We start from the raw sequence: 24002 nt of genomic DNA on the forward strand, positions 1-24002 counted from the left end.
TCGACGCTCAGGAGCAGATAAGGAGGAGCGCGCCGAGAAGCGAAAGGGAAAGAAGGGCAATGAGAGAGGGTCCGCCGCGCAGCCGCGCGTCGATCACAAGTGCCGTAATTTCGCGGCGGGCGATCATGGGTCCCGTCAATCTCCGCTTTGCTGTCCGATGTTCCGGCAAAAAGCCGCCGATTCAAGTCCTGTCCGACCAGTGTGGCCGCGACCCGTTATCGAACCATTAAACAAGGTGTTTAGGTGATTGCGATCGCTCGCGCAAGCGCCTTTGTGTGCGATGGGCGAGGGAGGCCCGTTTCAAGTGAAAAGAAAACGCAGCGTAAGGTCGTGCGACGGCATGCGCCCGTGGAACTCGGGGGTAGGTGCCTCGATCAGACGAAAAGTTCCCCGCGCGCGACGATCACGGCCTGACCGCCGATGCGGATGGCGCCCAGTTCGTTGCCTTCGATATCGATCTCGAGATCGATCAGCGAGGGGCGGCCCATTTCGAAGCCCTGTTCCACGCGGATGAAATGGGTGCCGTCGGTGGGCTTGTCGAAGGTGCGGATCACGCCTGCAAACGCGGCTGCGGCAGAGCCGGTGGCCGGGTCTTCGGTGATGCCCATTTCGGGGGCGAACATGCGGGCGCGGAAGGTGGTGCGGTGATTGCGGGTGTCGCGGCAGTAGAGGAAGGCGTTGTTGTGGTCGCCGTCGCCGAGCGCATCCACCCAGGCGGCGAGGTTCGGTCTGGCGCGGGCCAGCGCATCGAGCCCGCCGATGGGCACGAAGGCGAAGGGGACTCCGGCCTCGAATGTCGAGGGATGATGGTTCTCAAAGCCGATATCGACTGAGTTGAGGTTGAGAGCGGTCGCGACTTCCGCCTTGTCGCCCAGGCTGATGCCGACCGGTTTGGAGATGCGCGGGGCGTCGAATTCCGCGAACCCGGCGGCCTTCGGCGTCAGCTTCACGCCGCAGCGCACGGGGCCGACCTTTTCCTCCAGCACCACCATGGCGTCCTGCGCCTTCTCCACCTCGCCAAAGCGATCGCTCGCCAGCAGGATGGCCGTGCCGACGGTGGGATGCCCGGCGAAGGGCAACTCGCGTGCGGGGGTGAAGATCCGGATGCTGGCGGAGTGGGCCGGGTTTCTGGCCGAGAAGACGAAGACCGTTTCCGACAGATTGAATTCCGCCGCGATCTTCTGCATCGCCGCGTCGTCCAGCCTGTCGGCCTCCAACACGACTGCCAGCGGATTGCCCGCAAGTGCCTGGTTGGTGAAGACGTCGAGGATAGCGTAGGGTCGCGACATCAGGCTTGTTCCCGGCTTCAGGTTGGCATTCGGATCGGCGTGGGGGAGACTCCCTTAACGCCCTCCAATACCTGAAAGCGGGGTAGCGCGGCCAATAAAATATCTTTTCCCGGGGTCGGAATTCGTCGCAGGCGTCACGTCAATTCGGCGAGCTTCGCCGAAGAGTGCTGCGGAACAGTTGGATTTTCTCCGAAAATCCCGGGAAAAAGCGTTCTTTTTGAAGCGCTTCGCGTTTCGGTCGCTTCCGTCCCTTATCCTTAATTTTACGTAAACCCGGTGGCGCGCTCTCAACGAGCGTTGGGTCGAGGTGTGACTGTTGTCGGATGCTAAGAGGTCGCAGTTGGGCGATTCATTCCCTTAAGTAAACCTACATATTTTAACGTTAAAATTTCCATAGATATAATAACTGATAGAGTGAGATCCGTCCTGCATGTGAGGAAATGGCGATGAAAACGATCCGAGCCAAATTGAGTCTTGTTATCATGGGGTTGTCGATACTTGCATCTGTTGCGATTTTCGGGGTCACTCAGTGGGTGTCCGGTCATATGGCCGAAACCGTGCTCACGCGAGAGGTCGTTGGCGCCGAGCAACAGTTGAAGGCGACGATCGCATCAGAAAGCCGCCAGGCGTTGATGCTGGCGAGCCTCGTTGCCGGGGATGCCGGGGTGCAGGAGAAATTCGCCGCCGGAGACCGGGACGGTCTCGCGCGCGAATTCGCGGCTTCATTCTCGGATTTGAAGACAAACTTCGGCGTTCGCCAGTTCGAGTTCCATCTTCCCCCCCCCGCGACCTCGTTCCTGCGGGTGCACAAGGTGGAGAAGTCAGGCGACGACCTCTTGGGCTTCCGCAAGACCGTGGTCAAGATCAACGAGGCGGCCAAGCCTGTCTGGGGGCTGGAAAAGGGCGTCGCGGGGATCGGCAACCGCGGTGTGGTGCCGGTGTTAAAGGACGGCAAGCATATCGGTTCGGTGGAATTCGACCTCGGCTTTCACGAGAAATTCGTCGCGTCCTTCACCAAGGAGAGCGGATACCGGTTGGCTGTTCTTCGCCCGTCGACGGGCGGGTATGACGTCATCGGCTCGACCTTACCGAAGACGGTTGCCCCCAAGACGCTGATGGGTGAACTGACGGGTGAGGGAAGCAGCGTCGAGAGCGGCGACTTCCTGATCATTCGCTTTTCGCTGAACGATTATTCGGGCAAGCCAATCGCGGTCGCTCTTCTCGCCAACGATCAGTCCGCCTATCACGCCATTGCCCTCACCGCGAAGGTCACCGGTATCGCGCTGAGCGTGCTGCTTTTCGCGGTCGCGGGATTGATCCTCTATTTCGCCAACCGCTCGGTGCTGCGTCCGTTGAAGGGCGTGGCTGGCGAGATCGTCGCTCTTGTGGGCGGAGAACGCGATATCGAGGTGCAGGGCACGAAGCGCGCCGATGAGATCGGCGACATGGCCTGTGCGGTCGATATCTTCCGTGTCAACGCGATCGATCGGGAACGGCTGGAGGCGGAACAAAGCCATAGCCAGAAGGCGCGGGAGGCGCGTCAGGAAGGCATCGAGCAACTCATCGAGACGTTCCGCGCCACCTCGCAGGAGCTGCTTTCCTCCGTCGAGGAGAGCAACAGCAGCCTTCAGTCGATGGCAACAGGTCTCGAAAGCGTTGCCGCATCGAGCGCGGAACAGGTAAGCGGGGCGGCGGAGGTTTCCGGTGAAGCTGCGGGGAATGTGCAGACCGTGGCTTCGGCAGCCGAAGAGCTGTCGTCCTCGATCTCGGAAATCTCCAACTAGGTCGTGTGCACCACGGAAATCGTCGCTCAGGCCAACAGCGCGGCGCAGTCGAGCAACGAGAAGGTGACCAGTCTGGCGCTTTCGGCCCAAAGGATTGGCGACGTGGTCTCGCTCATCCGTGATATCGCGGAGCAGACGAACCTGCTTGCGCTCAATGCGACGATCGAAGCGGCGCGCGCAGGCGAGGTCGGACGGGGCTTTGCGGTGTTGCGGCGGAAGTGGAGGAACTGGCCACCCAGACCTCAAAGGCGACGGAAGAAACCGTGGATGCGATCGGCACGATCACGGGCACCATGGATGAGGTAAACGGCTATACCTCCGCGATTGCCGCCGCAGTGGAGCAGCAGGGTGTCGCGACGGTGGAAATCAGCCGGAACATCCAGAACGCGGCCGAGTTGACCCAGACGGTCGTGCGCAATATCGGTTCACTTGATGAGGCGGTGCACGAGACCAACAAGTCGGCGGCCTCGATGCTCACCGCGAGCGGAGATGCGGCGGCAAAGTCGGCGACGTTCCGCGAAGAAATCGCGCGGTTCCTGAAATAACAAAGCCCCGCCCGGAATGTCCGGGCGGGGATTGATTTTTTTGCTGGCGAACCTGACGGTTCGAGGTTTGCTGTCTTAGTTCTTCGACTTGTCGACCAGGGCGCCCTGCTTGATCCAGGGCATCATGCCGCGCAGCTTCTCGCCGACCTGCTCGATCTGGTGAGTGTCATTGTTGCGACGGGTGGCCTTGAAGTGGGCCTGACCGGCCTTGCATTCCTGCATCCACTCGGAGGTGAACTGGCCGAACTGGATCTCCTTGAGAACCTTCTTCATCGCGGCCTTGCTCTCGTCGCCGATGACGCGCGGGCCGGACTTGTACTCGCCCCACTCAGCGGTGTTGGAGATCGAGTAGTTTATGTTGGCGATGCCGCCCTCGTAGATGAGGTCGACGATCAGCTTCATCTCGTGCTGGCACTCGAAGAAGGCCATTTCCGGCGCATAACCGGCCTCGACCAGCGTCTCGAAACTGGCGCGGATAAGCTCGACCAGGCCGCCGCACAGAACAGCCTGCTCGCCGAAGAGGTCGGTCTCGCACTCTTCGCGGAAGGTGATCTCGATGATGCCGGCGCGATCGGCGCCGAGGCTCGCCGCATAGGCGATGGCGATGTCATGCGCGTTGCCAGAGGCGTCCTGCGCCACAGCAACCAGTTTCGGCATACCGCCGCCGCGCACATACTCGGAGCGCACAGTGTGGCCCGGGCCCTTCGGGGCGATCATGATCATGTCGACGGTCGACTTCGGCTCGATCAGGCCGAAATGGATGCTCAGGCCGTGGGCGAAAGCAAGGACGGCACCGTCGCGAATGTTCGGGGCGATGTGCTCCTTGTAGATGTCGGCCTGAAGCTCGTCCGGGGTGGCGACCATCATCAGGTTGGCCCAGCCGGCGGCCTCAGCAACGCTTTTGACCGTGAAGTCGTAGGCTTCGGTCTTCTTGGCGGAGGAGGAACCGGCGCGCAGCGCAACGGCAACTTCCTTGACGCCGGAATCCTTCAGGTTCAGCGCGTGGGCGCGACCCTGGGAACCGTAACCGATGATGGCGACCTTCTTTTCCTTGATGAGGTTGAGATCGGCATCCTGATCGTAATAAACGCGTATGTCTTCTCCTTCAAAACGTTAGTTTTATTCAGTTTTGTAGCCGCCGCGACCCGGGCGCGTGTGGAGTGTGTCGGTAGTTTCAAGAGGGCGATAGAACCTCCACGGAACGCTCGGTTCCGTAGAGGCGGTAGAACCGGTTGACGGCCGTTTTGGCCTGAACGGCGAAATCCTCCTCGCCCTGCTCAAGCGCATCGCCGAGCAGCAGGCGGACGTGAACATCGCGCATGATCAGGCCATAGAAGGTGGAGTAGGCGGCTACGGCGTCGGGAAACTCGAGATGGCGCTGGCGCGGACCGGCCACCAGCAGCGCACGGCCGCGCGCGGTTACCGAATGCTTGCTGCGCTCGACCAGCAGCCGGCCGAGCGGCGATTCCGGGTGCGAGGCCTGGCCATGGCGAGGCGGTTCAGCGCCAGCGACACGTCTCCGGCCAGAACCGAGAGAAGCTCATGGGCGAAGGTGACGAGACGGCGGCGATAGCTTGCGGCATCGAGCGCGCTTTCGCCGGCGCCCAACGGGCGCACCTTGGAGGCCTGAAAGGTCACCACGGTTTCCAGCAGACCGTCGCGGTCGCCGGACCATTTGTAGAGGGATTCCTTGGAGCAATTGGCTGCGCGTGCGAGCCCCACCGCCTGGCGCGGTGTGAAGCCGCTGTCATCTGCGGCCGGAGTGGTGGCGCGTGGCATGGCACTTCCCAAGGCCATTGATACGGCCGGGCTCTCTGGCGGTCCGGCTCGAATTCGGGTGCGGTGCGTATCGGATATGGCGCTTTGAACATGCCGAAAAGCCCCTCCCAAAAACCGAACCGTACCGTACGGTTCTGGGACATGACGCCAATGCGCAATGTTGTCAAGCGGCGTATCCGCGCGAAGATGCCGCAAGGGCAATTCAAGGGCTGTGGGAGGGTGGATTGGCGAAGGAAGGGAAGCTTGCTGAGGGAGAAGGGGAGTGAGGAGGTGGCAGGCGAGATTGGATTTGGTGGGCGGTGATGACGGAAGAGGGAAGGCAAGAGAGGTGGTTTTGGGGAGGTCGGTTGAGAGGAGAGGCAACTGGCGGCGTGGGAGGTGAGGACATGCAGCGCAAAGGTGAGGTGCGGGTGCCGCTCGCAAGAAGTGTCATGCGGGAGCTAGATGCCGGGCATGCAATAGAGCGAGGGGATTGGGCGCATGGGAACATTGAGGCAGTCGGTCCCCTAACGTCTTCGGGGATAAACGGGAGAGTTCCAAGGTTAAGGAGAGAGGCACGGACAAGGGAGAGGGCGCACACAAGATGGGCCCTGGCTTCGGGCACGTTTTACCCCCCGAATGTCATCCCCGCGGAGGTGGGGATCCAGCACTCTGTGAACGCTGACATTTCATTCGATCCGCAAAACCTGGTGGTTACTGAATCCCCACCTGCGCGGGGATGACATTCGGGGGGAGGGGTGTTTCTCGTATCCTCGTCTGGGCCTGTTTGATGCGCCTCTTCGGTGGGCCGCGCTCATCGACGCAAAATTCATGCGGTCGGCTCTTGCAATTCGATAGTAATAAGATTTATCTTATAACTATCAAAACATGTTTTGTAGTATATTAAATGAAAGAATATGGACACAGAGGCAGGCGTCGTGACGGGAGTTGCGGTGAGGGTTCCGGTGGTGGTCACGGCCGAGGCGGGCGCGGACACGGTGGACGCGGGCGTCGGCGGATGTTCGACGGCGGTGAGCTGCGGCTGGTTCTGCTGAAGCTCATCGCGGAGACGCCCCGCCACGGCTACGATCTGATCCGTGTCATCGAAGAGCGCACGAGCGGTGCCTATGCGCCGAGCCCCGGCGTCGTCTACCCGACGCTAACGCTGCTGACCGACATGGATCTGATCACGGAGACGGCGAGCGAGGGCGCCCGCAAGCTCTTCGCCACGACCCCGAAGGGCATCGAGCATCTGGAAAAGCAGAGCGAAGCGATCGAGGCACTTTTCAAGCGGCTGGATGCGGTTTCGCAAGAACAGGAGCGCACCGACGTGGTACCCGTACGCCGGGCCATGCACAATCTGCGCGCCGTGCTGCAGAACAGGCTCACCGCGGGGATGGAAGAAGAAAAGCTTCAGGCCGCGGTCGCGCTGATCGACGAGGTTGCGGGTAAGATCGAACGGCTGTGACGATCTTGAACGCGCCGGCCCGCCGGGGGCTTTTGGAGATCTCTGACAAAGTGTCCGGCGGGACCTGCGCCCCCGATATCCGGCTTATTCCGGCTTTTGCCGTGCGTCGTAGGCGGTTCTGGACGCGGCCACCCGGTCGTGGTTTTCCAGGGCCCAGGTGCCGAGCGCGCGCAAGGGAACCAGCAGGTCCCGTCCCAGATCGGTGAGGTCGTATTTCACCTTGGGCGGAATGGTCGGATAGACGGTGCGGGTCACGTAGCCGTCGCGTTCCAGACCGCGAAGCGTCGCGGTCAGCATCTTCTGGGAAATGCCGTCAATGGCGCGCTTGATCTCCATGAATCTTTGGCATCCCTTGCCCAGCAGCATGACGATGTGAACGCTCCATTTGTCGCCGACCAGCGAGATCACCTCGTTGGCGCGGGCGCATTGTCTCGGCTTGTGCGCTTGCGAAGAAGCGGGCGCTATCTGTGTGACTGCGCCGTTCGCCGTGATCGCGGGTTCTTTTTCTTCCGTTGCGTAATTCATTGGTCTTTATTCGGAAACTCGAACGATACTCGGTATCGTCAAGGTGCCTAGGGGAGGGAAAAGTGCCATCTTGCGATGCGGTATGAACTCCCTCATGTGGGAGGGTGGTTACCAATGTATACGGGGCATTCCTCAATGAAAACTGTAGCTGTGCTCGTCGGCTCGCTTCGTACGGGCTCCCTGAACCGCAAGTTCGCCGAAAGCTTTGCCAAGCTGGCGGCAGGCAAGCTTGAATTCAAATTCATCGAGATCGGCGATCTGCCGCTCTACGATGAAGACCTGTGGGAAAATCCGCCCGCACCGGTGTTGCGGCTGAAGAAGGATATCGAGGGCGCCGACGGCGTTCTGTTCGTCACGCCGGAATACAACCGCAACTATTCTCCGGCCATCGACAATGCGATCCACTGGGGGACGCGTCCCTGGGGACAGAACTCCTGGACCGGCAGACCTGTGGCCATCGCCGGCACCTCGCCGGGAGCCATCGGTGCCGCCGTCGGCCAGTCCCAGCTCAAGCAGGTTCTGGTCGTGATCGGCATGGCCGTCATGGGGCAGCCGGAAGTCTATTTCTCTTACAAGGAAGAGTTGTTCGACGAGGCGGGAAATGTCGTCAACGAACAGACGGCAGCCTTCCTGCAGAACTTCGTCGATAGCGTCGCAGCCAGGATCGACCGGGTCGGCTGAGTCGAGCAGCATTGCCGTCGCGGGCGGGCTCGCGACGATCTCCTCTTTAGACGATCTCCTCTTTACTTGCCTCGAACCTGCCGTACTCGCCGACCATTGTCGTTAGTCCTACGGTCTGCGGGTACCGCTTTCCAAGTGTCGCCCGATCCGATACTTCTTTCACAAGAACGCGGATAGGGCTTGAGTCGAATGTTGATCCCGAGGCGCGTTTTCTTTGCGTTCTTTCGGCGTGGCTTTTCTTTATCCAAGTATTGAATGCTTGTTCGCGAGGCTTCTTCGGAACGTGTTCCGCCACTGTTGCGCGGTGGGGAAGGTACCAGTACGGCGATTGACTATCGGCGGCTCTTTGATGAACTGCCGACACCCTACATGGTGCTCGACACCGAGCTGCGTTTCAGGGACGTGAACAAGGCCTATCTGAAGACGACCGGACGCAACCGGGAAGATCTGATCGGCCGATACATATTCGATGCGTTTCCCGGCTCCGAGGAGGAGACCGCTCCACTGGAAGCGGCTCTGAAGCAGGCTCTGACGGGCGAGATGTCTCTTGTCGAGCGTCTGTTCTTTCCGATTGCCCTGTCCGGCGAACAGGACGGGAGACGCGAACTGTAGTGGACGTGCCGGAATGTGCCGGTCTACGGCGACGACGGTGAGATCTGCGGCGTTGCGCAGCATGCGATGGATGTGACGGAAGACGTTGCGGCCGAGTAGATGAACGACGCGGTGTCCCACGAGTTCGTCCATCGCATCGAGAATCTGCTTGCTACGATCACCGTCATTGCGCGGCGCACGGCCGCCCATGCGCGCACGATGGAGGATTTCACCTCCGTGTTCGGTCAGCGCATCGGTGCGATGGCGCGCACCCACCAGCTTCTCGTCGATGGCGGTTGGGACGGCATGCTGCTGTCGGATCTGCTGGAAGGCGAGCTGACGCCGTTTCGCAACGAGCGGCGCAGCACCATCACCTTGCGCGGCCCGCGCGTGATGCTGACCTCCACCCAGGCACAGGCGCTGGGCATGGCCTTCCACGAATTGTCGACCAATGCGGCGAAATACGGCGCCTTTGGCGGTCCGACGGGGCGGCTCGATGTGCGATGGACGCTGGGCGGCTGCGATCTCAAGATCGAATGGGTCGAGGACGGGCTCGAAGGCGTTCAGGCGCCGGAGGCGACCGGCTTCGGCTCGCGCATTATCGATGAGGTGATGCCGACGCAGGTCGAAGGCGAAGTTCAACGCTCCTTCACCCTGACCGGCATGCGCTGTTCCATCGTCGTTCCCATGCGCAGGGCGGCGCGTTCGTAGCTGCCTTCCCGCACGGCTTTCGATCCGCGGATCCGCAATTTGAACGCTGCGATCGGGGTGATCGATGCTCTATGCGAAATTTTCGTCAAGCGTGGGTGCCTGCGACGAAATATTTGCACTTTTACGCTTGACCCTCCATCCCCGCGTGCTTAGGGTCTGCCGCATCGTGGTCGGGTGTCCGATCGCGGAGGGGTTTTACGTATGAAGACGCTGATTCTTGTAAGGAACGCGCACGCAGCCGGGATGGCCTGAGGGCATCGGGAACGGTGTTGTGCGCAACAGGGCCCTCGAGGCCCTTTTTTATTGCCTGAGTGTCCACGGAACAGGGGGCCGCCGGGTTGGACTTCGAGGCCCTTCCTGCGGGCCGGAAAGCCGGGCAGGGCCGGCAATGAGAACGAGGACGAAACAATGACACGGGAGATGACGGGCGCCGGGATGGTTCTGCAGGCGCTGAAGGACCATGGTATCGAATATCTGTTCGGATATCCTGGCGGTGCGGTGCTCCCCATCTACGACGAGATCTATCAGCAGGACGACATCAAGCATCTGCTCGTGCGCCACGAGCAGGGCGCTGGTCATGCGGCGGAGGGCTATGCGTGTTCCACGGGTAAGCCGGGCGTCGTGCTGGTCACGTCGGGCCCAGGGGCGACCAACATGGTCACCGCGCTGACCAATGCGATGATGGATTCGATTCCTCTCGTGTGTATTTCCGGCCAGGTTCCCGTTTCGCTGATCGGATCCGACGCCTTCCAGGAATGTGATACGGTCAGCATCACGCGGCCCTGCACCAAGCACAACTGGCTGGTGCGCAATATCGAGGACCTGCCGCGCATCCTGCATGAGGCGTTCCAGGTCGCCACCACGGGGCGTCCGGGGCCGGTCGTCGTCGACATCCCGAAGGACGTGCAGTTCACCACCGGCGAATATCAGGGGCCGAGCCGCGTCGAGCACAAGACCTACCGCCCGCAGGTGAAGGGTGACATGAGCGCCATCCGTCATGCGGCGGAGCTGCTGGCCTCCGCGCGCCGGCCGACCCTGTTCACCGGTGGCGGCGTGATCAATTCGGGCCCGGAAGCCTGCCAATTGCTGCGGGAACTGGTTCAACTCAGCGGCGTGCCGATCACCTCCACATTGATGGGGCTGGGCGCCTATCCGGCATCGGGTGATGCGTGGCTCGGCATGCTGGGCATGCACGGCACCTACGAATCCAACATGGCGATGCACGATTGCGACGTCATGGTCGCCGTCGGCGTGCGCTTCGATGACCGCATCACCGGGCGTTTCGATGCGTTCTCGCCCAATTCCACCAAGATCCACATCGATATCGATCCTTCCTCGATCAACAAGAACGTCCCGGTCGATCTGCCGATCGTCGGCGACGTGGGGCACGTTCTGGAGGATCTCGTCCGGATCTGGCGCTCGTCCGCACTGAAGGTGAACGAGAATTCGCTGAAAGCGTGGTGGAAACAGATCGACGTGTGATGGGCGCGCGATTCGCTCGCCTACAAGCCCAACAGCGATGTCATCATGCCGCAATACGCCATCCAGCGGCTTTACGAGGCGAGCAAGGGGCACGACACCTAACATCACGACGGAAGTCGGCCAACACCAGATGTGGACGGCGCAGTTCTTCGGTTTCGAGGAGCCGAACCGCTTCATGACGTCCGGCGGTCTGGGCACGATGGGCTACGGCCTGCCGGCGGTGGTCGGCGTGCAGACGGCGCATCGCGACGCGCTCGTGGTCGACACTGCGGGCGACGCCCCCATCCTGATGAATATCCAGGAGCTCTCCACCGCCGTTCAGCACGGATTGCCGGTGAAGGTCTTCATCCTGAACAATCAGTACATGGGCATGGTGCGCCAATGGCAGCAATTGCTGCATGGCAACCGGCTGTCGAATTCCTATACGGAATCGCTGCCCGATTCCGTCAAGCTGGCGGATGCCTACGGCGCCGTCGGCATGCAATGCTCCAAACCGGGTGATCTAGACGACGCGATTGCGGAGATGATCTCCACCGACCGGCCGGTCATCTTCGATTGCCGCGTCGCCAACCTCACCAACTGCTTCCCGATGATCCCGTCGAGCAAGGCGCATAACGAAATGCTGCTGCCGGATGAGGCCAATGACGAGGCGATCGCCTCGTCATTTCCGACGAAGGCAAACTTCTCGTCTGATCAGGGGGAACGGATATGAACGCACAAAACCTAAACGCGCCTTCGACCTACTTTCTTACAAAGGTGAGCGACGACGTGGAAACGCATACGCTTTCGGTGATCGTGGACAACGAGTCGGGCGTGCTTGCACGCGTGATCGGCCTGTTTTCCGGGCGCGGCTACAACATTGACAGCCTGACCGTGTGCGAGATCTAGCACGAGCAGCACCTGTCGCGCATCACCATCGTGACGACCGGCACGCCGATGATCATCACGCAGATACGTCACCAGCTTGAGCGGCTGGTGCCGGTGCACCGGGTGGTGGGACCTGACCGTCGAAGCGCGTGAGAACAGCCAGGAGAAGCTGCTGGAGCGCGAACTGGCACTGATCAAGGGAAAGGGGGCCGGCGAGAAGCGTCTGGAGGCCCTGCGCCTCGGAGATGCTTTCCGCGCCAATGTCATCGACGCGACCACCGAGCATTTCACCTTTGAGATCACCGGGCGCACCTCCAAGATCGAGCAGTTCATCCAGATCATGCAGCCGCTCGGGCTGGTGGAAGTCTCGCGCTCGGGCATCGCCGCCGTACAGCGCGGGCCGGGCGGGTTCTGATCCGCACCCGGCAATTCGGAATTGATGCATGCGCCCCTTGTCCCGACCGGACGAGGGGCGTTTTGCGTTTGAGGGGACTGTGTCGGGGGAGGCCCATCACGAAGTCTCCAAAACGTCCTGCGACAATCTGTCCGGTGCGTCACCTTGTACCTGACGTGACGGGATGTTAGGCCCGAAAGCGTTCGACGGCGCTTGGCCGATATGGTCCGCCCGCCTGAGCCTGTCCGCACAGTCGAGGGCCCCGATGACCGCAAATTCTCCGCACGAGGAATCTGATCCGAACGCATCTGCGTCCGAGGCGTCATCGCGGCGTGGTGATGCTGGCTGTTGCGATGCTGAGCGTCATGGTCGGGCTCGTCATCTATTCGCCGACGCTCTACCGCATGTTCTGTGCCGCAATGGGCTACGGTGGAACCGTCAATCGGGCGACGACCAAGCCGATTGCGGAAAAATTCGGAAGGGCGCACCATCAAGGTGCACTTTGATGCCAATGTCGCTGGGCTCGACTGGGACTTCGTACCGGAAAAGCACAGTATCGAGATCCGTATCGGTGAGGCGACCAAGGTCTGCTACACCGCGCATAACCGCTCCGATCATCCGATCGTGGCGCGGGCGACCTACAACGTCACGCCTTATTACGCCGCGCCGTATTTCTTCAAGATCGAGTGCTTCTGCTTCACCGAGGAAAAGCTGGAGCCGGGCGAGACGGCGCGGATGCCGCTGGTCTTCTATGTCGATGAGGAGATCGAAAAGGACGAGAGCGTGCGCAAGACGCAGGAAGTGACGCTGTCCTACACCTTCTTCAAGAGCAACGATCAGTCCCCCGCCAACCTGGCATCGGCGCGGGCGTTGAAGGCGGGATCGCAAAAGCTCGACACGCAACTGACGGCGAGCGGAAAGGCGGACTTCAGCGTCGATCCCAAGCGCGTGGGATCGGGCAGCCCGGTCGTGCGGTGAGTGTGCTCGCGACCTCGGCAAAATCCGAAATATGGGAGGAGACGACATGCTGACGCGGATCATTCGCGCGGTGATACTGGCCGCCGTTCTGGTGCCGACGGGCACCGGCCTTGCGATGGTGCACGGCTACAAGCTGGGTTCGTTCAGGATCGGCCATCTGTGGGCGCCGCCGAGCGAAGCCGGACACGGCGTGCCCGTCTACGGGGCGATCCTCAACATGGGCAAGGCGTCCGTGACGCTGGCGGGCGCCACGGCAGAGATCGGCAAGGACGTGCGCGTTCGTCGCCTCGATCATGGTGAGGCGGCCTATTCCGACACCGTCTCCTTCCTGCCGGGCAAGCCTCTGGCCTTTGCCAAGTGGCGCGAGCATCTGTTCGTGGAAGACAATTCCGCATCGTTTTACACCGGCGATCACTTCAAGATGACCCTCGATTTTGCGAAGGCAGGCAAGATCGATGTCGAGGTTTTGGTCGAGGCGACGCCAAGCGACTGAATAACGGCCTGAATCTGCAACCTGAGCGGATCGTTTGCGCCGTTGCTGGGGGGATGTCGTGTGCGTGGCGGGCGCCGATTTCCCGGACGGGGGCCGTTGATCTCGCGCGGCCTTGGCGTATAAGTCTGGGCCGCACGCCGGATCCGGCGTCGCTACCATACCTATCAAGAACGAAAGTAGATGCCGATATGAGCAATGGCCTCTCCCGTCCCAAGAACCAAATTCGCTGGCTGCTGCTTGAGGGCATTTCCCAATCGGCGATCTCGGTGCTGAACGAAAACGGCTACCACAATGTCGAGCGGGTCCAGATCGCCTACGACAAGGACGCGCTGATCGAGGCCCTGCAGGGCACGCAGATTGTCGGCGTTCGGTCTCGTTCGTAGCTGACCGAGGAAGTGCTGGCCGCCACCAATTCGCTGTTTGCCATCAGCTGCTTCTCGGTGGGGACGAACCAGGTTGACCTGCACTATGCCAAGAAGCGCGGCATCCCGGTTTTCAACGCACCGTTTCCCAACACCCGCTCGGTCGCTGGACGAAGTCGGCGGTGGGCTCGTGCGAGGTCCGCGGCAAGACCCTCGGCATCATCGGATACGGCAATATCGGCACGCAGCTCACCACGCTCGCCGAGGCGATGGGCATGCACGTGATCTATCAAGATCAGGTCGACAAGCTTTCCCACGGCAACGTGCGGTCGGCTGAATCGTTGGACGATCTTCTCGCACAGTCCGATTTCGTGTCCCTGCACGTGCCCGATACCTCGGAGACGCGTGGCATGATCGGCGCGGCCGAGATCGCCAAGATGAAGCCGGGCTCCTTCCTCATCAACAATGCGCGCGGCAAGCTCGTCGATATCGATGCGCTGGTTGCGGCGTTGAAGAGCGAGCATCTGGCCGGTGCCGCGGTCGATGTGTTCCCGACTGAGCCGAAGTCGAACAAGGATGAGTTCGTCAGCCCCTTGCGCGAGTTCGACAATGTCATCCTGACCTCGCATATCGGCGGCTCCACCGAAGAGGCGCAGGAGCGCATCGGCGAGGAGGCCGCACGGCGTCTGGTGGAGTATTCCGACGTCGGATCGACGATGGGTGCGGTCAACTTCCCGCAGGTGCTGCCGCCCAAGGGCACGGACGCGACCCGCTTCATTCAGGTGCATGACAACACGCCGGGCTCCCTGAAGCGACTCAACGAGCTGTTCGCTTCCCATGACCTGAACATCGTCACCCAGCATCTGCAGACGGATGGCGAGATCGGTTACGTAGTCGTCGATATCGAAGGCCAGATCCCGCATTCGGTCGAGATCCTGGAAAAGATCCGCGCGCGCCTGCTGAACCGGGTGTAAGCGCTCCGATCCATCACCCGGCACGGCCGCTTGTTCTTCAGGGAAACCGTGGGCGCGTGCCCCGGGGCCGCTCTAGCTGTCCCGATCGATCCCGGCGATCTCCGATTCCAGTTGGATGAGGTCCGCGATCTCGCGGAAGCGGTCGGTTTCGATATCGGCGTCATGGTGTTCCAGCGCCCAGGTCAGATCGTGGGGGACATGGACGCCCCAGGCGCCGGCCTGGATGGCGGGAACGACATCCGACTTCAGGGAATTCCCCACCATCATCGCATGGTCCGCGTCGCTTCCGTGCCGGGCAAAGAGGGTGCGATAGGTCTCGACGGTCTTGTCGGAGACGATTTCCACCGCGTCGAACATCTCCGCCAGCCCCGATTGCGCGATCTTGCGTTCCTGATCGAACAAGTCGCCCTTGGTGATCAGGATCAGCCGATAGCGCCCGGACAAGGCTTCGATCGTTTCGCGGGCGTGGGGCAGGGGCTCGGCCGGCTGGCTGAGCATGGTGCGTCCCGCCTCCAGGATTTCAGCGATGACGGAGGCCGACACGCGCCAGTCCGTCACGTCCAGCGCGGTTTCGATCATGGACAGAGTGAAGTCCTTGATGCCGAATCCACAGCGCGAAAGGTCGCGGCGCTCCGCTTCCAGCAGATGCTTCTTCAGATGATCCGGCCGGGTGTACTCGGCCAGAAGGTCGGTGAAGCGCTCTTCGGTCAAACGAAAATACTGTTCGTTGTGCCAGAGCGTGTCGTCGGCATCGAAGCCAATGGTGTCGAGGGGCATCGCGAAGGACTTGCAATCTGGTGTCGGTAATACACGGTTCCGGGAGTTTCGGGGCTTTCCGGCGACTGTGCAATCCATTGAAGGGGTTATGTGAAGACGATCCCGGGAGATAAGGTTTTCCCCAGCATGCAAAAACGATGACACGCCGCTTGCGCTTTCTGCGTTCGCTAGATATATAGCCCTCGTCGCGCCCACCAAGCTTGGTGGTTCGCCGCGGCCGATGGGTGTGTAGCTCAGTTGGTAGAGCAGCTGACTCTTAATCAGCGGGTCCAGGGTTCGAGTCCCTGCTCACCCACCATCCTTTCTCCTTCATGAATTGTTAGCCGAGCGAAGTCGTTTCAGCCGTGTACGCGGCCTGAATTCGCTCCTGCTCGCCTCCTGGTGATTCAGATCACTTAACGTCATCTTCAAAGCGGCGTATTTTGCCTTTCATAATCTCGTCAGTCGGTCCGTAACCGAGACCGTCGGCGTGGAATCGGTTGGTCTTGCGTAGATGGCGCGTGCCGTAGTCGCGAGGGCCGCCGTATTTCGGGAAAGATGCAGAGGAGGTGCGTCATTGTTCGCAATTCGGTGCTCGCAATCGCGGTCGCCTTGTCGGGGCTGACGATGGCCGCGATCGATGCCTCGGCCCAGTCGCATCGCCGTTGCGATGCTTATGCCAGGGATTATGCCAACCGCGCGACGCGTACCGGCGAAAACGTTGTGGGTGGTGCCGTCGTTGGTGGAATCATCGGGTCGGTCACGCGAAGCTGGGGTCGGGGTGCTGCGATCGGCAGCGGTGTTGGCGCCGTGGCGGGGGCAGGCAAGTCCTCGGGCGACTGGAACCGCAACTATCGCTAAGCCTATGACGACTGCATACGCGGTGCGCGCCGTGGCCCGCCGCCGCCCCGTGGTGGTGGCGGGTTTGAGCCGTGGACGGCCGGCCTGGCACGACTACTGCTCGCGCAAGTACCGCTCCTTCAATCCGCGCACGGGCTATTACACGACCTATGGCGGTCAGCAGCGGTTCTGCTTGCGGGGTGCCGCCTTTCGTTCTTCTAAGACCGTCTTGCGGTGATGTGAAGGATGGTTGGGAATCGGTTTATCGGGTGGCCTATTCTTCGAGATGCTCGCTTGCGCGGGCTCCTCAGGATGACGTTTTGTGCGTTTTGCTAAAGCTGACAACACGATAACGTCATCCTGAGGAGGCGCGTTCGCGCCGTCTCGAAGGATGGGCAGCGTCCTTGAAACGCACCGCACCTAGTCGCTGCGCTTCCCGATCTCGGCAAGCAGGCCCCTGGTCGAGCCGTCTATCCCTTCCGGCGCGGTGCCGGTCTTGACGGCGGGCAGCAGGGCTGTGGCGAGTTCTTTGCCCAGTTCCACGCCCCACTGGTCGAAGGAATTGATCCCCCGGATCGTGCCTTCCACGAAAACGCGATGTTCGTAGAGCGCGATGATCTTGCCGAGCGTTTCCGGATCAAGCCGGTCATAGAGCAGGGTGGTCGAGGGCCGGTTGCCGGGGAAGATCTTGTGAGGAGCGAGCCTCTCGATCGTTGCCGCGTCCTTTCCCGCCGCCTCAAGCTGGGCCTTTGCCTCCTCAAGCGTGCGCCCGCGCATCAGCGCAGCACTTTGCGCCAGGCAATTGGCGAGCAGCATGGCGTGGTGGTCGCGAAGGCGCGGCTCGTGTCCCTGGGCGGCGACCATGAATTCCGCCGGAATGACGTCGGTGCCCTGATGGAGAAGCTGGAAGAAGGCGTGCTGGCCGTTCGTGCCCTGTCCTCCCCACACGACAGGGCCCGTCGCCCCGGCTGCAGGTTCGCCGGACAGCGTCACGCGCTTGCCATTGCTCTCCATGTCGAGTTGCTGGATGTAGTTCGGGAAAAGCCGCATGCGCTGGTCGTAGGGCAGGATCGCACGGGTGGGATAGCCGCAAACATTGCGATGCAGGATGCCGACGAGGCCCAGCAACATGGGTAGATTGTCCGCAATGGGTGCTTCGCGGAAATGAGCATCCATCGCCCGGCCGCCTGCCAGGAACTGCTGAAAGCGCTCCGGTCCGATGGCGATTATCAGCGGCAGGCCGATTGCCGACCACAGTGAATAGCGTCCGCCGACCCAGTCCCAGAAACCGAAGACACGATCGTGGGGAATGCCGAATTCGTCGACCTTGTCGAGCGCGGTGGAAATGGCGGCGAAATGGGTCTTCACGGCCGGTTCGCCCAGGTTCTCCACGATCCAGCGGCGCGCAGAGGCGGCGTTGGTCATCGTCTCCGCGGTGGTAAAGGTCTTGGAGGCGATCAGGAACAGCGTGGAACGCGGATCGAGCCCTTTCACCGTGTCTGCCAGATGCGCCCCGTCGATGTTGGAAACGAAATGGAGCCTCGGGCCGTCGTGATAGGGGGCGAGCGCGGCGGTCGCCATGGCCGGGCCCAGATCCGAGCCACCAATGCCGATATTCACCACGTCGGTAAAGCGGGTATCGGTGTGGGAGCCCGCATGGACTTTGCGCACCGCATCGGCAAAGGCCGACATGCGGGCAAGGACGGCGGCGACCTGGGGCATCACGTCGACGCCCTTCAGCTCCACCGGTACGTCGGCCCTGTTGCGCAGCGCCGTATGAAGGACGACGCGCTCTTCGGTGGTGTTGATGGCCGAGCCGGAGAACATGGCCTCACGACGTTCCTCGACACCGGCGGCGCGGACGAGATCGACAAGCCTGTCCAGAGTCTCGCCCGTCATCTGAACTTTGGAGACGTCGAGCAGCAGCCCCGCCCCCTCGCGTGAGAAGCGGTCGAAACGGTTTTCGTCTTCCTCGAAGAGAGACCTCAGGGGGGGGGAAACCAAAGTGCGGTGATGGTCCTTGAGGGCCTGCCATGCCTCGCTCATCGAGGCGTTGGTCGCGGTCATGCGTCGTCGGCTCCGTTTTTCTTTCAAGGTAGGCTATGCGCTTTCGTCGTCTGTGTCAGCGGTGTCGGGTCATGGAAAATGATACGTTCCGTAACGTTATGGAGTTGACCCTTGTGTAAAGCGTGACCAAAGTCGGTTCAGATGCGCGATCAAGAATAACTGCGCGCTACGCATTCAACGCGGCGACACGTTGATTGGTTGCGTAAAGCCTGATGAGTGGGAAACGCGATGAAAGGCGAAACGATGCCACAGGTGCCGGTATTCACGCCACGGCCGATGGCTGACTATCTCGATGAAACGGTGCGCGTTTTCGCGGATCGGCCCGCGCTGGATTTCATGTGCAAGAGGTGGAGCTATCGCGAACTTGGAGCGTATGTCGACCGGGCTGCGGAGGGTTTTCGGCGGCTCGGCGTGAAACGCGGTGTTCAGGTGGTGCTGTGTCTTCCCAATACGCCCTATTTCACGATCTGCTATTTCACCGTCCTGAAGGCGGGCGGTACGGTGGTGAACTACAATTCGCTCTACGTGGAGCGCGAGATCGCGTTCCAGGCGCGCGATTCCCAAGACGCGCATCATGGTTACGCTCGATCTGAAGGTCACTTACGACAAGGTGGAGGCCGTGCGGGCCTCCGGCGCGCTGGATACGGTGATCGTCTGCCCGATGGCCGATATCTTGCCGCAGCCGAAAAAGCTGCTCTTCACGCTGTTCAAGGCCAAGGAGCGGGCGACGATTGCCAAGGACGAGGCGCACAAGTCGTTTGCCGAGCTGATCGACGGGCCGCCGATCAGCGATGCGCCGCATGTCGATCCGCAAACCGATATCGCCATCCTGCAATATACCGGCGGCACGACCGGCGTTCCCAAGGGCGCTATGCTGAGCCATGCGAACCTGTCGGCCAACATGGAGCAGATGCGCCTCTTCTTCTCAAAAGTACGGCCCGGCGAGGAGGTGATGCTCTGCGTCCTGCCGTTCTTCCACGTGTTTGCGATGACGGCGGCGCAGAACCTTTCCGTCCTGATTGGCGCGGAGATGGCCCTGATGCCGCGCTTTGAGCTGAAGATGCTGTTCGACATCATCAAGCGGAAGGGCGTGACGCTGTTTCCCGGCGTGCCGACGATCTATACCGCCATCAACAATGCGCCGCAGACGAAGAATTACCATCTCACCTCCATCCGCATGTGTATTTCCGGCGGCGCGCCGCTGCCTGTTGAAGTGAAGCAGAATTTCGAGGCGCTGACGGGATGCACGCTGGTGGAGGGTTACGGCCTGACCGAGGCCTCTCCTGTTGTCTCGTGCAATCCGCTGGAGGGCAAGCCAAGGGCCGGCTCCATCGGCAAGCCGTTTGCCTGGACGGAATGCGAGTTCCGCTCGCTGGAAGGCCCTTACGTGGTCATGCCGGAGGGCGAGAAGGGCGAGCTGTGCGTGCGCGTCCCGCAGGTCATGCTCGGCTATTGGGAGCGGCCGGACGACACCAACTGCACCATCGAGAACGGTTATCTCCATACCGGCGACGTCGGTTACCGCGACGAGGACGGCTACATCCATCTCGTCGACCGGATCAAGGATCTCATCATTTGCTCCGGCTACAACGTCTATCCGCGGGTGATCGAGGAAGTGCTCTACCAGCACGAGGCGGTGGAGGAGGCGATCGTCATCGCCGTTGCCGGCAATTATCGTGGGCAGGCGCCCAAGGCCTTCGTCAAGCTGAAGGAAGGGGCGAGCCTGGACGAGGACGAACTCAAGACCTTCCTGAAGGGCCATCTCTCCACCATCGAGATGCCGCGCCTGATCGAGTTCCGGGATGAATTGCCGAAGACGCTCGTCGGCAAGCTGTCCAAGAAGGAACTGGTTGAGGAGGAAAAGGCGAAGGCGGGAGACGTCGCCGCCGAATGAGCGCGGCCGGGCGGCGGGTGGACCTGTATACTTGCGCACGATGCAGCGGTACTGTATCGGAAATAGTCAGAAATAACGATGGATGCACGTTGGTTCCAGTTCCAGACGAAGGTCGTTCATGACATCGCCGCCGCCTAGCTATCTGGCCACACGGGAAATGGCCGAGCTGCTGCGGGTCAAGGAACGCAAGGTTTACGAACTGATCTCAACCGGCGCCGTTCCGTATTCGCGTGCAACGGGAAAACTGCTGTTTCCGCGCGAAGCTGTGCTGGCCTGGATCGAGAGTACGGGCGGCGGTGAGGGACATGCGGGGGGAGCGGAGGAGCGGCCGAACGTTCTTCTGGGATCGCACGACCCGCTGCTGGAATGGGCGCTGCGCGAGTCCTGTTCCGGACTTGCCGCCTTCTATGACGGCTCCTTTGACGGGATCGAGCGCTTTGCCGAACGCGGGCGGCGTCGCGACCGGCTTGCATATTCCCGAACAGGGGAATGAGGCAGATGGCAACTTGGGCTGGAACCGCGCCACGGTGGCCGAGCGGTTCAGTTATCGGCCCGTCGTTCTGATCGAATGGGCGTGGCGCGAGCGCGGGTTGATCGTTGCCAAGGGCAATCCGCTCGGTCTTTCCGGGATCGCCGATCTTTCCGGGGTGCGTGTCGTTCAGCGTCAGGCCAAGGCGGGCAGCCAGCGGCTGATGGAGCTGATGCTCGACGGGTGGGGATCAAGCCGTCGGCTCTTACCCCGACCGGAAGCCTGGCGCGCGACGAGCGCGAAGCAGCACTGGGGGTGCTGGAAGGCAAGGCGGATGCCGCCTTCGGTCTTGCTGCACTGGCCCGCCAGTTGAAGCTCGATTTCGTTCCGCTGTGCCGGGAGCGCTACGACCTGCTGGTCTGGAGGCGCGCATGGTTCGACCCGCCGATGCAGACGCTTTCGGAATTCTGCAGGAGTGCGGCCTTCGCCGACATGGCGAAGGAGCTGAGCGGTTACGATGTCTCCGAGTTCGGGAAGGTGCACTCCAACGGCGCTTGAACCGCTGCCGCGTCAGTTGTTGTAGCCGCGTCCTTCCGGCGTTCGCACCAGGCGTTTGTTGCGCCGTGCCTCGCGGTGGACGGTGTAGAGCGAGCCCGCGATGATGAAGGCTGCGCCGATCAGCGTGTTGACGCCCGGCCATTGGCCGAAGATCACGACACCGAAGAAGGTCGCATATAGAAGGCGGGTGTAGTCGAGCGAGGCGATCGCGGTCGCTTCGCATGTCCGGAACGCCTGGATGTTACACATCTGCGGGCACCACGCGACCATGCCGATAGCGACGAGGATCACGATCTCGTGCCAGGTCGGCGTCACCCAGTAGTACCAGGTCGGCGTGATCATCAGCAGCCCGACGCCGAAGGCCTGATAGGTCAGGATGGTGACCGGACGGTCCGTGCGCGTCATCTGGCGGATCAGGATCATGACCATCCCGGCACAGGCCGCGCCGGCCACCGTCATCAGGCCGTAGGCGTTCATCGAATTGTCGCTGGTCGGATTCAGCATCACGATCACGCCCAGGAATCCCACGATGACCGCGCCCCAACGGTGCACGTCAACCGTTTCCTTCAGGATCGGGATGGCGAAGATCGTGACGAAGAAGCTTTTCGCAAACGAGATGGCGGTGGCGTCGGCCAGCGGCAGGTGAACGACCGCCGTGAAGCCGAATATCATGGCGCCGGAGGCCAGCACGATGCGCAGCAGGTGCAGTTGCGGCCGCTTGGTGCGCAGGGAGGAGGGGAAAGACCGGATGATCGTGGGGATGACGATGCAGGTCATCACGATCTGACGGGTCAGCAGGATCTCCGCCACGTGAATGCCCTGGCCCGCGAGCTTGATCAGCGTCGTCATGATTGTGAATAAGAAGGCGGCTGCGAGGATCCACAATGCCCCGCGGGCATTTCCGGGTAGAGCCCTCCACCAGACGAGCCAGCGCAGGATGTGATGTCTGGCGCGTCCCTTGAGGCCATGTGTCTTTGATCGGCCCGGTGGCGGGGTTGAGCCGGGCTCCGGAGGATGGTCGGGCATGCGGTATTATACTCCTGACACCACTCAACATAGGGATATTTGTTGCAAGGGCCATCCCAACTTGTTGTTAGATGTCGTCGGGGACGTTGAAGGTGCCGTGCTCAAAGGGGCAAACCGGGCACCCGTGGCCGGGCCTTCGAAATTCACCGGTACCGCAGGGGTAGAGACAAGCCTCGTCTCTGGTTAAGCTCACGCAACGACCTATTTGCCTACGCATCATCATTTTCCTCGAGGGAGGTCGTTCCGGCTCACGCAAATCCCGTCAATTGAGAGGCGCCTTTTCCATGAACAAGCCGATCAATGCGAAGTTCGGTATCGGCACTCCGATGCGCCGGACGGAAGATCCGAGCCTGATCACCGGGCACGGTCGGTATGTCGGCGACATCACGCCGGAGGGGACGGTGCACGGGTTCGTGGTGCACTCGGCAATGGCGCATGCGCGGATCTCCGTGTCCGGACTGGAGGAGGCGCGCTCTGCTCCGGGCGTGTCGCTGGTGCTGATGGCCGCCGATGTCTCGGATCTCGGACTGATGCCGACCAAGGCTGTCCTTCCTCAGGTCGACGGGACGCAACATGCCGTGCTGCCGCGCGAGATCCTGTGTTCGGACACGGTGCGCCATGTGGGCGAGGCGATCGCCTTCGTGGTTGCCGACAGCGTGGAGGCGGCGAAGTTGGCGGCGGAGTTGATCGAGATCGACGACGATCCGCTTGATGCGATCGTCGATACGCAAGGCGCGCTGGCGCCGGATGCGCCGCTGGTCTGGCCGATATGTGCACCAATCAGGCGTTCGAACTCGGCCGCGGCGACAAGGCGAAGGCGGACGATGCCTTTGCCGGGGCAGCTCATGTCACCGCCATCGATCTCGTCAACAACCGGCTTGTCTCGAACTACATGGATACGCGCGGCTGCATCGCGGAATATGACGGCGACAGCGGGCGCTATACGCTGACGGTCGGCACCCAGGGCGTCCACGGCGTGCGCGATATCCTGGCCGAGGATATCCTGAAGATCGATCCCGCCCGGCTGCATGTGATCACGCCGGATGTGGGAGGCGGGTTCGGGCCGAAGGTCTTCGTCTACCGCGAATATCCGCTGTGTCTGGTGGCGGGCTAAAAACTCGGGCGGCCGGTCAAGTGGATCAGCGAGCGCATGGAGCATTTCGTGGCCTGCGCGCAAGGGCGGGACAATGTCACCCATGCCGAAGTGGCGATGGACGCGGAGGGACGCTTTCTCGGTCTGAAGATCGACGTCATCGCCAATATGGGCGCCTATCTCCATCAGTTCGGCCCCTATATCCCGTGGGTCGGGACGAGCATGTCGACCGGGCTCTACGATATCGACGTGCTGCATGTGCGGGTGCGCGGGGTCTATACGAACACGGTGCCGGTCGATGCCTATCGTGGGGCCGGTCGACCGGAAGCGGCTTATGTGCTCGACCGGCTGGTCGACAAGGCGGCGATCGAGATGGGCCTGTCTCCGGCCGAAATCC

At 61.6% G+C, this 24002-nt stretch carries 22 protein-coding genes, 1 tRNA gene and 6 pseudogenes; 21 read left to right on the forward strand and 8 right to left on the reverse strand.

All coding sequences use genetic code 11. The features are described 5' to 3' along the window. Positions 1–374: 374 nt before the first annotated feature. Entirely contained in the window at positions 375–1289 is a 915-nt protein-coding gene (locus QNJ43_RS10555) for a PhzF family phenazine biosynthesis protein (RefSeq protein ID WP_300469789.1), read from the reverse strand. A gap of 545 nt (positions 1290–1834) precedes the next feature. Here QNJ43_RS10555 and QNJ43_RS10560 point away from each other — a divergent pair. Together QNJ43_RS10560 and QNJ43_RS10565 are read left to right on the forward strand one after the other, a co-directional pair. Beyond that, positions 1835–3073: a cache domain-containing protein gene (locus QNJ43_RS10560; RefSeq protein WP_300469791.1), complete on the forward strand. Its 1239-nt coding sequence runs from the start codon at positions 1835–1837 to the stop codon at positions 3071–3073. A gap of 218 nt (positions 3074–3291) precedes the next feature. After that, positions 3292–3618: a hypothetical protein gene (locus QNJ43_RS10565; protein ID WP_300469793.1), complete on the forward strand. Its 327-nt coding sequence runs from the start codon at positions 3292–3294 to the stop codon at positions 3616–3618. Positions 3619–3693: 75 nt separating this feature from the next. On the opposite strand, the gene ilvC is transcribed toward QNJ43_RS10565, so the two are convergent. From ilvC to QNJ43_RS10580, 3 genes are all read right to left on the reverse strand, one after another. After that, entirely contained in the window at positions 3694–4713 is a 1020-nt protein-coding gene (gene ilvC, locus QNJ43_RS10570) for a ketol-acid reductoisomerase (protein ID WP_300469886.1), read from the reverse strand. Between the two features lie 79 nt (positions 4714–4792). Continuing rightward, on the reverse strand, positions 4793–5068 hold the full coding sequence (locus QNJ43_RS10575) for a TetR/AcrR family transcriptional regulator C-terminal domain-containing protein (protein WP_346432938.1): 276 nt from the start codon (positions 5066–5068) through the stop codon (positions 4793–4795). Continuing rightward, entirely contained in the window at positions 5038–5397 is a 360-nt protein-coding gene (locus tag QNJ43_RS10580; RefSeq protein ID WP_300469795.1) for a hypothetical protein, read from the reverse strand. Before QNJ43_RS10580 ends, QNJ43_RS10575 begins: the two co-directional genes overlap by 31 nt. A 997-nt stretch (positions 5398–6394) precedes the next feature. Between QNJ43_RS10580 and QNJ43_RS10585 the strand changes: the two genes are divergently transcribed. Continuing rightward, positions 6395–6844 carry a PadR family transcriptional regulator gene (locus QNJ43_RS10585; RefSeq protein WP_300469797.1) on the forward strand — a complete coding sequence of 150 codons (450 nt, stop codon included), beginning with the start codon at positions 6395–6397 and terminating at the stop codon, positions 6842–6844. Positions 6845–6928: 84 nt separating this feature from the next. Here QNJ43_RS10585 and QNJ43_RS10590 read toward each other — a convergent pair whose 3' ends face one another. Further along, the gene (locus QNJ43_RS10590) at positions 6929–7369 is read right to left on the reverse strand and encodes a helix-turn-helix domain-containing protein (RefSeq protein WP_300469800.1); all 441 of its coding nucleotides are present in this window, start codon (positions 7367–7369) and stop codon (positions 6929–6931) included. A 135-nt stretch (positions 7370–7504) separates the two neighbouring features. Here QNJ43_RS10590 and QNJ43_RS10595 point away from each other — a divergent pair, with 135 nt between their 5' ends. The 9 genes and pseudogenes from QNJ43_RS10595 to QNJ43_RS10635 all read left to right on the forward strand — a co-directional run. Continuing rightward, entirely contained in the window at positions 7505–8050 is a 546-nt protein-coding gene (locus QNJ43_RS10595; RefSeq protein ID WP_300469803.1) for an NAD(P)H-dependent oxidoreductase, read from the forward strand. A gap of 255 nt (positions 8051–8305) precedes the next feature. Next, positions 8306–8662 (forward strand): PAS domain-containing protein, encoded by a 357-nt coding sequence (locus QNJ43_RS10600; protein WP_300469805.1) that lies wholly within the window; start codon positions 8306–8308, stop codon positions 8660–8662. A 99-nt stretch (positions 8663–8761) separates the two neighbouring features. Further along, positions 8762–9352, forward strand: a complete 591-nt coding sequence (locus QNJ43_RS10605) for a sensor histidine kinase (RefSeq protein ID WP_300469808.1) — start codon at positions 8762–8764, stop codon at positions 9350–9352. Between the two features lie 408 nt (positions 9353–9760). After that, a pseudogene (locus tag QNJ43_RS10610) lies at positions 9761–11546 on the forward strand (acetolactate synthase 3 large subunit). Next, positions 11543–12116, forward strand: a pseudogene (gene ilvN / locus QNJ43_RS10615) (acetolactate synthase small subunit). Before QNJ43_RS10610 ends, ilvN begins: the two co-directional pseudogenes overlap by 4 nt. Before the next feature lie 317 nt (positions 12117–12433). Next, the gene (locus tag QNJ43_RS10620; protein WP_300469810.1) at positions 12434–12601 is read left to right on the forward strand and encodes a hypothetical protein; all 168 of its coding nucleotides are present in this window, start codon (positions 12434–12436) and stop codon (positions 12599–12601) included. After that, positions 12591–13073: a cytochrome c oxidase assembly protein gene (locus QNJ43_RS10625; RefSeq protein WP_300469812.1), complete on the forward strand. Its 483-nt coding sequence runs from the start codon at positions 12591–12593 to the stop codon at positions 13071–13073. The genes QNJ43_RS10620 and QNJ43_RS10625 overlap by 11 nt, the downstream gene beginning before the upstream one ends. Before the next feature lie 46 nt (positions 13074–13119). Beyond that, positions 13120–13566 (forward strand): copper chaperone PCu(A)C, encoded by a 447-nt coding sequence (locus QNJ43_RS10630; RefSeq protein WP_300469814.1) that lies wholly within the window; start codon positions 13120–13122, stop codon positions 13564–13566. A gap of 188 nt (positions 13567–13754) precedes the next feature. Continuing rightward, positions 13755–14839, forward strand: a pseudogene (locus QNJ43_RS10635) (NAD(P)-dependent oxidoreductase); the annotation flags it as partial. Positions 14840–14974: 135 nt separating this feature from the next. Here QNJ43_RS10635 and QNJ43_RS10640 read toward each other — a convergent pair. After that, entirely contained in the window at positions 14975–15679 is a 705-nt protein-coding gene (locus QNJ43_RS10640; protein ID WP_300469816.1) for an HAD family hydrolase, read from the reverse strand. Between the two features lie 222 nt (positions 15680–15901). Here QNJ43_RS10640 and QNJ43_RS10645 point away from each other — a divergent pair. From QNJ43_RS10645 to QNJ43_RS27015, 3 genes are all read left to right on the forward strand, one after another. Next, a tRNA-Lys gene (locus tag QNJ43_RS10645) sits at positions 15902–15977 on the forward strand. A 272-nt stretch (positions 15978–16249) separates the two neighbouring features. Next, a complete protein-coding gene (locus QNJ43_RS10650) occupies positions 16250–16519 on the forward strand; it encodes a glycine zipper domain-containing protein (RefSeq protein ID WP_300469818.1) in 270 nt (89 codons plus the stop codon). A gap of 4 nt (positions 16520–16523) precedes the next feature. Further along, positions 16524–16736, forward strand: a complete 213-nt coding sequence (locus QNJ43_RS27015) for a BA14K family protein (RefSeq protein ID WP_346432930.1) — start codon at positions 16524–16526, stop codon at positions 16734–16736. 182 nt (positions 16737–16918) lie between these two features. Here QNJ43_RS27015 and pgi read toward each other — a convergent pair whose 3' ends face one another. Next, positions 16919–18565 carry a glucose-6-phosphate isomerase gene (gene pgi / locus QNJ43_RS10660; protein WP_300469820.1) on the reverse strand — a complete coding sequence of 549 codons (1647 nt, stop codon included), beginning with the start codon at positions 18563–18565 and terminating at the stop codon, positions 16919–16921. Positions 18566–18901: 336 nt separating this feature from the next. On the opposite strand from pgi, the pseudogene QNJ43_RS27020 reads away from it, so the two are divergent. From QNJ43_RS27020 to QNJ43_RS10675, 4 genes and pseudogenes are all read left to right on the forward strand, one after another. Then, positions 18902–19069, forward strand: a pseudogene (locus QNJ43_RS27020) (AMP-binding protein); the annotation flags it as partial. Between the two features lie 70 nt (positions 19070–19139). After that, positions 19140–20459 carry an AMP-binding protein gene (locus QNJ43_RS10665; protein ID WP_346432931.1) on the forward strand — a complete coding sequence of 440 codons (1320 nt, stop codon included), beginning with the start codon at positions 19140–19142 and terminating at the stop codon, positions 20457–20459. 118 nt (positions 20460–20577) lie between these two features. Beyond that, positions 20578–20952, forward strand: a complete 375-nt coding sequence (locus QNJ43_RS10670; RefSeq protein ID WP_300469822.1) for a helix-turn-helix domain-containing protein — start codon at positions 20578–20580, stop codon at positions 20950–20952. Beyond that, positions 20867–21486: pseudogene (locus QNJ43_RS10675) on the forward strand (substrate-binding domain-containing protein). The gene QNJ43_RS10670 and the pseudogene QNJ43_RS10675 overlap by 86 nt, the downstream one beginning before the upstream one ends. A 12-nt stretch (positions 21487–21498) precedes the next feature. Here QNJ43_RS10675 and QNJ43_RS10680 read toward each other — a convergent pair. Beyond that, entirely contained in the window at positions 21499–22371 is an 873-nt protein-coding gene (locus tag QNJ43_RS10680; RefSeq protein WP_300469891.1) for a DMT family transporter, read from the reverse strand. Between the two features lie 467 nt (positions 22372–22838). On the opposite strand from QNJ43_RS10680, the gene QNJ43_RS27025 reads away from it, so the two are divergent. Together QNJ43_RS27025 and QNJ43_RS27030 are read left to right on the forward strand one after the other, a co-directional pair. Beyond that, complete coding sequence (locus tag QNJ43_RS27025) at positions 22839–23462, forward strand: hypothetical protein (protein ID WP_346432939.1); 624 nt, start codon at positions 22839–22841, stop codon at positions 23460–23462. Then, a pseudogene (locus QNJ43_RS27030) lies at positions 23351–23956 on the forward strand (molybdopterin cofactor-binding domain-containing protein); the annotation flags it as partial. The gene QNJ43_RS27025 and the pseudogene QNJ43_RS27030, both read left to right, overlap by 112 nt. Between the last annotated feature and the right edge of the window lie 46 nt (positions 23957–24002).

It is taken from the genome of Breoghania sp., assembly GCF_030066895.1.
Classification (GTDB): domain Bacteria; phylum Pseudomonadota; class Alphaproteobacteria; order Rhizobiales; family Stappiaceae; genus Breoghania.